The organism is Erwinia endophytica, assembly GCF_009295515.1.
In the GTDB taxonomy this organism is placed as follows: domain Bacteria; phylum Pseudomonadota; class Gammaproteobacteria; order Enterobacterales; family Enterobacteriaceae; genus Erwinia; species Erwinia endophytica.
This window is the reverse complement of the sequence record NZ_RQVV01000011.1, coordinates 230,316-241,438: the sequence shown is the minus strand read 5'-3', so window position 1 is coordinate 241,438 and position 11,123 is coordinate 230,316. Positions and strand designations below refer to the sequence as shown.

At 51.4% G+C, this 11,123-nt stretch carries 9 protein-coding genes and 2 pseudogenes; 1 reads left to right on the top strand and 10 read right to left on the bottom strand.

From position 1 onward, the window contains the following. The first annotated feature begins 88 nt into the window (after positions 1-88). Entirely contained in the window at positions 89-868 is a 780-nt protein-coding gene (gene elyC, locus EH228_RS03475; protein ID WP_152320294.1) for an envelope biogenesis factor ElyC, read from the top strand. Here the strand turns inward: elyC and EH228_RS03470 are convergent. From EH228_RS03470 to rpsA, 10 genes and pseudogenes are all read right to left on the bottom strand, one after another. Continuing rightward, on the bottom strand, positions 845-1,738 hold the full coding sequence (locus tag EH228_RS03470; RefSeq protein ID WP_152320293.1) for a YcbJ family phosphotransferase: 894 nt from the start codon (positions 1,736-1,738) through the stop codon (positions 845-847). The genes elyC and EH228_RS03470 overlap by 24 nt on opposite strands. A 189-nt stretch (positions 1,739-1,927) precedes the next feature. Next, positions 1,928-2,674 carry a 3-deoxy-manno-octulosonate cytidylyltransferase gene (kdsB, locus tag EH228_RS03465; RefSeq protein ID WP_152320292.1) on the bottom strand — a complete coding sequence of 249 codons (747 nt, stop codon included), beginning with the start codon at positions 2,672-2,674 and terminating at the stop codon, positions 1,928-1,930. Next, positions 2,671-2,853, bottom strand: a complete 183-nt coding sequence (locus tag EH228_RS03460) for a Trm112 family protein (protein ID WP_013201533.1) — start codon at positions 2,851-2,853, stop codon at positions 2,671-2,673. The genes kdsB and EH228_RS03460 overlap by 4 nt, the downstream gene beginning before the upstream one ends. A 138-nt stretch (positions 2,854-2,991) precedes the next feature. Further along, a pseudogene (locus EH228_RS03455) lies at positions 2,992-3,087 on the bottom strand (IS6 family transposase); the annotation flags it as partial. A 43-nt stretch (positions 3,088-3,130) separates the two neighbouring features. Next, positions 3,131-3,648, bottom strand: a pseudogene (locus EH228_RS03450) (IS1 family transposase). A gap of 100 nt (positions 3,649-3,748) precedes the next feature. Beyond that, positions 3,749-4,729 carry a tetraacyldisaccharide 4'-kinase gene (gene lpxK, locus EH228_RS03445; protein ID WP_152320291.1) on the bottom strand — a complete coding sequence of 327 codons (981 nt, stop codon included), beginning with the start codon at positions 4,727-4,729 and terminating at the stop codon, positions 3,749-3,751. Continuing rightward, positions 4,726-6,474 (bottom strand): lipid A ABC transporter ATP-binding protein/permease MsbA, encoded by a 1,749-nt coding sequence (msbA, locus tag EH228_RS03440; protein ID WP_152320290.1) that lies wholly within the window; start codon positions 6,472-6,474, stop codon positions 4,726-4,728. Before msbA ends, lpxK begins: the two co-directional genes overlap by 4 nt. A gap of 34 nt (positions 6,475-6,508) precedes the next feature. Continuing rightward, complete coding sequence (locus EH228_RS03435) at positions 6,509-8,767, bottom strand: ComEC family protein (protein ID WP_152320289.1); 2,259 nt, start codon at positions 8,765-8,767, stop codon at positions 6,509-6,511. Between the two features lie 250 nt (positions 8,768-9,017). Further along, positions 9,018-9,302, bottom strand: coding sequence for an integration host factor subunit beta (ihfB, locus tag EH228_RS03430; protein ID WP_152320288.1), 285 nt, complete (start codon positions 9,300-9,302; stop codon positions 9,018-9,020). A gap of 90 nt (positions 9,303-9,392) precedes the next feature. Further along, on the bottom strand, positions 9,393-11,066 hold the full coding sequence (gene rpsA / locus EH228_RS03425; protein ID WP_152320287.1) for a 30S ribosomal protein S1: 1,674 nt from the start codon (positions 11,064-11,066) through the stop codon (positions 9,393-9,395). Positions 11,067-11,123 lie beyond the last annotated feature (57 nt).

The window sequence follows — 11,123 nt, the reverse complement described above, 5'->3', positions numbered from 1 at the left end:
ATTTTGGCATACACTGGCAGAGAATGAACCTTTCAGTCACTGCTTCGCTTTCGGGTGGTGTTTTTTCGAACAAAAGGAGTCCATTTTCATGCTTTTTGTACTTAAAAAAGTGATCGGTAGCCTGTTACTGCCCTTGCCTCTCCTGCTGTTGATGATGGCAGGCGGACTTTTATTCCTCTGGTTCAGCCGCTGGCAGAAAACCGGCAAAATCATCCTCTCCTGCGCCTGGCTTATCCTGATGCTGATTAGCCTGCAACCTGTCGCTGATGGCCTGCTGAAGCCAATAGAAAATCGCTATACTACCTGGCAGGGAAGTCAGAAAGTAGATTATGTGGTGGTACTCGGCGGCGGCTATACGTGGAACCCACAGTGGGCGCCCAGCTCAAATATGCTCAACAACAGCCTGCCAAGACTGGCTGAAGGTATCCGCCTGTGGCGGGAAAATCCTGGCGCTAAGATGGTCTTTACGGGTGCGGCGACCCAGAATAATCCGCTAAGTTCAGCAGAGGTCACTTCCCGTGTGGCGCAATCGCTGGGGGTGCCGGCAGACGACATCATCACACTCAGCCAGCCGCGCGACACCCGCCAGGAAGCCCACTACGTGGCACAGGTCGTCGGCAATCGTCCTTTCCTGCTGGTGACCTCAGCTTCGCATCTGCCACGGGCGATGATTTTCTTCCAACAACAAGGACTGCACCCATTGCCTGCTCCCGCGAATCAACTGGCGATCACCTCTCCGCTGAATCTGTGGGAAAAAGCCATTCCATCCTCCTTGTGGCTGAGTCACAGCGATCGGGCGATTTACGAGGCGCTTGGCCGATGGTGGCAGGCTATCACCCTGCCTTCAGTTGAGCCAGGGAAGCAGTAATGCCGCAGCACGATCAACGCGGGAGCGATCAAACTGCCCCGTCTGGATCAGTCGGCTTATTTCATCCCACAACATATAAAGCCAGCGACGGGCGATAAACCCTTCGGCAACCGGAGCCTGCTGCAAATAGTGAAACAACAATGTTTCCGCTGGACCTTCCTCAGACAAACGGAAAAGCTCGTATTCACGGGGAGCCCACAAAACGGTGCCAGGATTGATCATGGCGAACAATTCATCGCTGCGGGTCTGTTTTAACATGTTACGTAATGAAAGATTGCCATGTACCAACACACAGGGATCGTCAAAATCATCGAACAAGTGCGCCAGATTCTGACGACTGCGAAACAGCACCTGCCGCACCTCCATGCTCAACGTCTCTGGCCGCAAAAAACCCAGCGTCGACCATAACACTTCGACACGCTGCATAAACCAGGCTACCCAGTGATTTTCCTGGGTGCTGTCGACATTGCCGACCAGTCCATGGCTGTCGATGCGGTGCCAGGCCAGCAGCGCCCCGACAACCTGCTCCTGCAGTTGTAGCCAGCGCTGCGGCGTACGGGTTGGCGCCTCCACAGACATCCCCCCCATCCGCTCAATCAGCAAAACTTCATGCATTGGCTGCTGCTGACTGACGATCAGACCATAGACCGCCGGTATGCGAATGGTGCTGTCGCGGGCCAGCATTGACAACTTGTAGGCTTCCTGGGAGGCAATACCTTTAGCGTTATAGTATTTTGCCACCAACGGCAAAGAGCGACCTTGCTGATCATAAAGTGAATAAAGGCTGGCATCAGGCTGTTCACTGATACAATCAAGACGACTGAGTGTCTCGCCCAGCACCAGCGAAAGTTCTGAACGAAGTTGTTCCATCTGCTGTTCCTTAGTCACACAAAGTAACACTCATCATACTTCAAGCCGCTGGCGCATTGACGCATTCAGTTACCTGAATCACTTACCTATGTAGGCTAATCGGGATCCCTTTTCTTGTGGTGTCATTCGGCCTGCCAGCTTCACCTCATTGAGACCAGAACCCACAGGTGGGGTGGCCCGGCAGAAAAATTACCGCATTGCGTCTCGTACTCGTGCCAAATCTTCTGGCGTATCAACACCTACGCTCGGGATCGCTTTTGCCACATCCACGTGAATTTTCTCGCCGTACCACAGTACGCGCAATTGTTCCAACAGCTCAATCTGCTCAAGCGGGCTGGGTTCCCAACTGACGTAACGGCGAATAAAGCCCGCACGATAGCCGTAGATCCCAATGTGGCGCAGGAAGTGATCGCCAATCGTCTCACGCGAAGCGGCAAAGCGTTCACGATCCCATGGGATCGTCGCGCGAGAAAAATACAAAGCATAACCCTGCGCATCCCTCACCACCTTCACCGCATTCGGATTGAAAGCTTCTCCTGCCGACACTATCGGCACCGCCAGTGTCGCCATCCCCGCCGTGCTTTTTGCCAGATTATCAGCCACCTGACGAATAATCACTGGCGGGATCAGTGGCTCATCGCCCTGCACATTAACAATCACCGTATCATCCGGGAACTGATAGCGTTCAATAACCTCAGCCAGTCGTTCCGTACCAGAATGATGGTCAGCGCGGGTCATGCAGACTTCTCCGCCCGCAGCGTGTACTGCACGCGCCACCTGTTCATTATCAGTCGCCACGATCACTCTTTCGGCCCCCGATTCCAGTGCACGCTCCATCACATGAACCACCATCGGCTTGCCGTGGATATCTAGCAGCGGCTTCCCTGGCAGTCGCGTGGAAGCAAAACGGGCAGGAATGATTGCGACAAAACTCATGGATGGATCTCTTCCATCGTCAATGAACGCGCTTCCGTCTCCAACAGAACAGGAATACCGTCGCGTACCGGATAAGCCAGACCATCCGGTTTACAAATCAGTTCCTGCTGGTCTTTGATGTAATACAGCTTGCCGTGGCAGACAGGACAAGCAACGATTTCGAGTAAACGGTGATCCATAATATCTCCCTTGTGGGCCTGATCAAACAGGCCATCAGAATACCATAGCTCGATACCGGAAACCCACCGCGATAAAGACGTCAAGCCAGTCAGTTTTTGGTTTTATCGCATTAGCGGTTCAGGCCAGCAAACATTGCACTGCCTGACTGTGATACCTTCCTCTTTTTCCTTACCGGCATTGAGTGTGGTCAGCGCTACCGTGTTGGCACCGTTCTTAGCGACGGTTACAACTTCCAGGTTGCGCAAGTTGGTTATGTATTCAAGATGGTGATGAGTATTACGATACATAATGCTCACGCGCGATAAACGTACCAATGATCCTGTCATGCATTTCAGCTGATGTTGAGTCCCCCTGTAACGTGCGGAGTGTTTTCTTGCTCCGGTGACCAAAAGCATGGACAACAATACGTTTTAGACGAGGCTCCCATGCCTACCACAGCTTTTTATTGCCGACAAATGACCACATTTCATCCACTTCGCCAATGCGCTGAATGAGCTGAATGCGCAGATTATCCAGTGGAAGAGAGGTGACGGTTTTCGGCGAGAGTTTTTTAGCGTGCGCGCAACGGCATTAACAATGCTCGTGCGGTGTCGCGGATGCCAGCATTATTCATGGCAAGATCAAGGGTCTGATCCTTCATGCCCTGCTGGCAGGCAACAGTATTTATATTCAAGTTGAACGCTTCGGCTGCATGCCTGACAGCGATAACGTTGATGCCCGGCACTCCCCTGTCCATGCTTTTTCACTGGGTCTGTTTGCTTACAAAACGGACATTTTACCTCAACCTTAGCCATCAGAATCCCTTTGATAAAAACGGGGCGTTTATATGATGTTCACGGATTGAATACACGCCCCTTAATACGCCAAAAACGCGTTTATGCCATGGATTAGCGCCTAATTAGCCCGCAGGGCAACAATGCGGTCCAGCAAGGCGGCACTTTCCGCCATGGGAAACTGTGCGTCAACCGGTAGATACCACCAGTTATCAGCTGCGAAATGGCGAGCTTTCACCGCGTCCTTTTCCGTCATCAGCAACACGTGCCCTTCAGTCGCCAATGCAGCCAACAGTGGCTGGGTGTACTCCTGATGATCGGCAAATGATACTTCTCTGACCGGCTCGATCCCCTGCTGACGCAGCGTAGCAAAGAAGCGCGGAGGGTGACCAATCCCCGCCATTGCCACTACATTTTCCAGTGTGTTCACCGGACGCATTTCGTGTGTTTTGAGATTTACAGCCTGCCCCGGTTGCAGTTGCATTGGCAGTTCGCCTGATCGCGCATTACCGCCATTAGTAATCACCGCATCCACACTTTTCAGGCGCGATACACGTTCACGCATCGGTCCAGCTGGCAACCACCAACCATTGCCAAAACGCCGCTGACCATCCACTACCACAATTTCGAAATCCCGCGCCAGTGCATAATGCTGCAACCCATCATCGGTGATGACAATATCTATATCACCACCTGACAGCAATGCCTGAACAGCCTCTTTTCTGACAGGAGAAACCGCCACTGGCGCACCAGTACGCTGATAAATCAATACCGGCTCATCACCAGCCTGCTGAGAGGACGTCTGGTCGTTAAGCAGCAACGGATAATGATCAGCTTTCCCGCCATAGCCACGTGAAACAACCCCTGGACGCAGACCTCGTTGTTGCAGTGCCTGAACCAGCCAGACGACCACCGGTGTTTTACCGTTGCCCCCGACAGTCAGGTTACCCACAATAACCACCGGCACTGGTGCTCGCCAGGCCTTACGCCACCCACGAACGTAACTGAGGCGGATAAGATTAGTGACCAAACCATATAACCAGCTGAGCGGCAACAGCAGCACATACAGTACCGAACGCCCACTCCACAGCGTCTCAATCATTGACCGAACTGCATTTTGTGTAGCTGAGCATAGACACCGTTATGCTCCAACAGGTCAGCGTGGCTGCCACGCTCAACAATATGGCCATCTTCAACAACCACTATCTCATTGGCTTTCTCAATGGTGGAAAGGCGGTGAGCAATAACCAGTGAAGTACGATTTTTTTGCAACTCATCCAATGCGGCCTGAATAGCGCGCTCTGACTCAGTATCCAGTGCAGACGTCGCCTCATCCAGAATCAGAATCGGGCTATCACGCAGCAACGCACGAGCAATAGCAATACGCTGACGCTGACCACCGGAAAGCAGCACACCGTTCTCACCAATCACCGTATCCAAACCGTTCTCCATCTTATTGATGAAGTCCATCGCGTGGGCCATGGTCGCCGCTTTCTCAATATCTTTCCGGGTGTACTGTTCACCGCGGGCATAGGCGATATTGTTGGCAATCGTATCATTGAACAAGTGGACATTCTGCGATACCAGAGCAACCTGGTTACGCAGCGAACTGAGGGTGTACTCCCGCAGATCATGGCCATCTATCAGAATTTCACCCTGCTGGATATCATAAAAACGCGTCATCAGACTAGCGATAGTCGATTTACCAGAGCCGGAGCGACCAACCAGAGCCACTGTTTTACCCTTGGGTATCAACAAGTTGATATTATGTAATGCTGGTGCTTCACGCCCTGGATAGGTAAAGGTCACGTTGCGGAATTCCACATCACCCTCAGCTCGCTCAATAACGCGAGTACCGGTATCGGTTTCCTGCTCACTGTCAAGAATAGAGAAAAGAGTCTGGCAGGCTGCCATTCCGCGCTGGAATTGAGCATTGACGTTAGTCAACGATTTCAACGGACGCATCAACGCAATCATAGAGGAAAAGACCACAGTAATCGTCCCGGCTGTCAGCGTATCCATCACACTTGGGAAACTCGCCGCATAAAGCACAAACGCCAGCGCCAGGGAAGCGATCAACTGAATAATCGGATCAGAGATTGAAGAAGCGGAAACCAGCTTCATTCCTTGCTGGCGCATGCGATTACTGACGCGATTAAAACGCTGGCTCTCGATTTCCTGACCGCCAAAAATCAATACTTCTTTATGCCCTTTCAGCATTTGCTCCGCACTGGTGGTCACCTGCCCCATGGTGTTCTGCATGCTTTTACTGATATTACGAAAACGTCTGGAAACCGTGCGGATCGCGAAGGACACAATCGGCGCCAGTAAAATCAAGATTAACGACAACTGCCAGCTATAGTAAAACATCATAATGAACAGGCCGATGATGGAGGCACCTTCACGTACCACCGTCACCAACGCACTGGAAGAAGATGAAGCAACCTGTTCAGAATCATAAGTGATACGAGACAACAAGGTCCCGGTTGATTGTTGATCGAAAAAGGCGACGGGCATGCCCATCATATGGCTAAACAATCGGCGACGCATTGACATCACCACATTTCCTGAAACCCAAGAAATACAGTAACTTGATATATAGCTGGTGACACCGCGTATTAACATCAAGCCGATGACGGCCAACGGCATCCAAATCAGAACCGAAGAGTTCGCCTTGCCGAATCCATCATCCAGTAACGGTTTCAGCAGTGACAGCATTAGTGTATCGCCCGCTGCATTGAGTATCAGCGCGACCGCAGCCACAATCAGTCCTGCCTTGAAGGGCTTGATCATCGGCCAAAGACGACGAAATGTCTGCCAGGTGGAGAGATCTTTATCCTGATGCATTATTTAACCAGTTCAATTGAAATAGCCGCTCATTCTACCTGGAATAGCGTGGGACGCCAAACCACTGATGATACCAACGAGGCAAAATTTTCGCTCTTAAACCATAAACCTGCCAGCCATCGCGGAAAAAGGCTATGCTGATTTGCCCATCTGCCGCCGTGTCATACCAGCGGTAATGATTGTCAGCATAGCGACGGATAATGCGTTCTGCTGGCAGTTTCCAGGCGCTGTAACGTGCTGCCGACGCAATTGCCACCTTAGCGGTAACGGCTCTGAGCAATGGTGGCGAAGACGAGGTCCCGCTACCATGATGGGGCACCTGCAACACATCCGCTGCAAGTTGGTCACGGTAATGACTCACCATCTTAAGCTCTGCACGGGCTTCAATATCCCCCGTCAACAGAACCCGCCATTTACCATCACTAACGACAATCACACAAGACTGGTTATTGACGGACTGTTTTGCCCCCACCTCAGGCCAGAGTACCTGAAACGTTAACGACTGCCACTGCCAACTTACCCCCCGATGGCAGGGTAAATGCTCTTCCCGGCCCATCTCACTGCGCATTGTTGCCAGGGGAAATGCCTTATGCAGACTTTCAAGCCCACCTGTATGGTCAAGATGGTCATGACTGAGAATAATTTGCTGCACACTCAGCCCTTGCCAATTCAACCACGGCAGAATCTGACTTGTTGCCGCATCTCCACCCTCCCAACGATTCCCGGTATCATAAATAACGGCGTTTTGCTGACGAGATATCACCACAGCCAGACCATGCCCGACGTCCAGCATATCCACTCGCCAATCGGGTGTCCTGACGTTCATGCGCCATAATGCAACCACCAGACACAAGCTGAGCACCGTTATTGGTGAACTTCGCCACCAACAGAACCGCCAGACCACGACCATCAGCCAGGCCAGCAAACTCAGCCACAACGCCGATTGACTAACGTGAACCCAGCCCGCAGGTAACGCCCTTAGAGGAATAAACACCAGCTCAAGGGAGCGATCAGCGGCCCACCAGAGCAGCACGCTGACGGGCGTCAGGGCATTGCATACCACGGCACAGAGGATCAGTGGTACAGTCAGCAAAGTCACGACCGGCACCGCCCAAAGATTCGCCACTAAAGCACTGACGCTGATGGCATGAAATATCAGTATCTGCAATGGCATCAATAGCAGGAACATCCCCAATTGCAAGTGCAATAACCGTAAAATCAACCAGCGTTTCTTACCCATAAAACGCCTCGGCAGAGGAAACCAGTGAAACCAAAACAACAAACCAGCGACTGCCATGGCCGACAGCCACAAGCTGTCTGACAGCATGCTCAACGGATCGAAGAAAAGGATGCTGCCAATACAGAATCCCCATACCTGCCAGTTGCTACAACATTTACCGCTTAGCCGAAGCGTACTCCACATGCTGAGTGCCAGTATCGCTCGTACAGCTGGCGGGTTTCCCCCCGAAAGCCAGGTGTAAGCCATCGCCGACAGTAAACTGAACAATAACGGAAAACGATACCCTATCCAGGCGGCGGGAAAGAACAGTTGCAGTAAACGTGCCGCCAGCCAGCCCAGGCTGGCGGCCAGACTGATATGCATCCCGGAAATAGCCATCAGGTGGGCCGTACCGGTTTCCCTCAGCAGTTGATTCATTTCACGACTGACATTCCCGCGATCTCCGAATGCCAGTGCTGTAATTATCGCCTGCCGTGGCAAATCGCCATAATTTTTCTGACTGCTGCTGATAACCTGCTGGCGCCAGTTACAGCTGGCTTTAGTGGGGTGTAGGGACAAAACCCTGCCCGTCAGTGGCATGCTGTTGGCTAACACATATCTCTGAGAGTCAAAACTTCCTTCATTAAGCTGGGCGTGTACGGCCCTTAGCCGGAGTTTCATCCGCCAACGCTGACCGGCGCAAAAAGGTTGCTGATGTTCCGGCATGCTGACCGTGGCGTAGATCGGTGGAAAGAGGACCCTTCCCGCGACACTCAGGATCCTGAGTTTTATTCGCTCTGACCGTAACTGTTCAATTCTGACTATTGCCTCCTGCGGCCTTGCCGTCAGAAAGTCAATTTGCTGCAGCAACGTGCGGGCTGGCGATACAGCCCAGAGAAAGAGCAGCAGCACAATCGCCAGTTCATTCAGCAACCGATAACGAACACCGCCCAGGAGCGCGGCAATCAACACCCACAGTAGATCATATTTGGCATCTGGCAGGCGAGGAAGGAAGTTGAGAGGCAGCGTCGCGACGATCGTCCACATCGCCAACCGACTCAGGCTGTAAGGCATGGTTAGCACTCCTGTTTTTCCACCCATCGGAGTGTGCTACATGCTTTGATTTAATACAGCTGGACGTTCAGTTAAGACAGAGAAGGATCGCAAAGTATTTATTATACTTAACCAGGCAGGACAGTGTTATGTGGGCAATATTCCAGTAATTATTTTTCTGTACGTTCGTCAGTAACTGACAACCACCTGCCATGCCCAAGACAAAAAAAAACGACACTACTGTGTCGTTTTTTACTGTAATACGTCAGCCTTAGCCGTAGATATTTGCACGATCACGTAACTCTTTGCCTGGCTTGAAGTGTGGAACGTACTTTCCTTCCAACTCCACCTTGTCACCCGTTTTCGGGTTACGACCAATGCGAGGTGCTCGATAATGCAAAGAAAAGCTGCCAAAGCCCCGGATTTCAATACGTTCGCCTTGCGCCAAAGTGCTCGCCATGTGCTCCAGCATTTCTTTTACCGCATCCTCAACGACTTTCGCCGGAATATGAGAGTGCTGGCCAGCAAGTCTTTCAATCAGTTCTGACTTGGTCATAAATCCTCCGGTTAATCCCTATAGGAAAAAGCCCTGACAGTAATACGGTATTTCATCAGGACAGCTTACGCCGTCCTGATGCAAACGTAATTACTCGCCTTTAGCTGCTTTGAATGCTTCAGCCATCGCGTTAGAGAAATTGCCTTCTTCCTGTTTGGTGTTAACAGTATTGATGGCTTCTTTCTCGTCAGCCTGGTCTTTCGCACGTACAGACAGGCTAACAACACGATTTTTACGGTCAACGCCAGTGAATTTGGCTTCAACATCGTCACCAACATTCAGTACCAGCGTGGCGTCTTCAACGCGATCCAGCGAAGCTTCAGACGCGCGCAGGTAACCCTCAACGCCATCAGCCAGCTCAACTGTTGCACCTTTCGCGTCAACAGCCGTTACTTTACCGTTAACAATAGCACCTTTCTTGTTCAGAGAGATGTAGTTGTTGAACGGATCTTCCGCCAGTTGCTTAACGCCCAGGGAGATACGCTCGCGTTCTGCGTCAACCTGCAGAACCACCGCCGCGATTTCGTCGCCTTTCTTGTATTCACGTACTGCTTCTTCTCCGGTTGCGTTCCAGGAGATGTCAGACAGATGAACCAGGCCGTCGATACCGCCGTCCAGGCCGATGAAGATACCGAAGTCAGTGATTGACTTGATTTTACCTTCAACACGATCACCCTTGTTGTGAGTTTCCGCGAACTGCTGCCATGGGTTAGATTTACACTGCTTCAGACCCAGGGAGATACGACGACGCTCTTCGTCGATATCCAGAACCATAACTTCAACAACATCGCCAACATTAACCACTTTAGATGGATGAATGTTTTTGTTGGTCCAATCCATTTCGGAAACGTGCACCAGACCTTCAACACCTTCTTCGATTTCAACGAAGCAGCCGTAATCAGTCAGGTTGGTCACTCGACCGGTCAGTTTGGTACCTTCTGGGTAACGCTTAGCGATAGCCACCCATGGATCTTCGCCCAGCTGTTTCAGACCCAGAGACACACGGGTACGCTCGCGGTCAAATTTCAGCACTTTAACCGTGATTTCATCACCAACATTGACAATCTCGCTTGGATGCTTAACGCGTTTCCATGCCATGTCAGTAATATGCAGCAGGCCATCAACGCCGCCCAGATCAACAAATGCGCCGTAGTCGGTAAGGTTCTTAACGATACCTTTAACTTCCATGCCTTCCTGCAGGTTTTCCAGCAGTTGATCGCGCTCAGCACTATTTTCGGACTCAATAACCGCACGACGTGAAACCACCACGTTGTTACGTTTCTGATCCAGCTTGATTACTTTAAATTCAAGCTCTTTGCCTTCCAGATGCAGAGTATCACGCACTGGACGGACATCAACCAGGGAACCTGGCAGGAACGCACGAATGCCGTTCAGCTCAACTGTGAAGCCGCCCTTGACTTTGCCGTTGATAACACCGGTAACAGTTTCAGCCTCTTCGTAAGCTTTTTCCAGCGTGATCCAAGCTTCATGGCGTTTAGCTTTCTCACGGGACAGCTGAGTTTCACCGAAGCCGTCTTCAACTGCGTCCAGCGCGACATCAACTTCGTCCCCAACCTGGATTTCCAGTTCGCCAGCCGCGTTCTTGAATTGCTCTGCAGGGATAGCTGACTCAGACTTCAGACCCGCATCAACCAGAACAACATCTTTGTCGATAGCGACAACAACACCACGAACAATGGAACCCGGACGGGTTTCGATTTCTTTCAGGGACTCTTCAAAGAGTTGAGCAAAAGATTCAGTCATATTGATAATCTTATGATTCTTCAATTTTAACGTCCACCTGACATCCTGGCGGGTGGG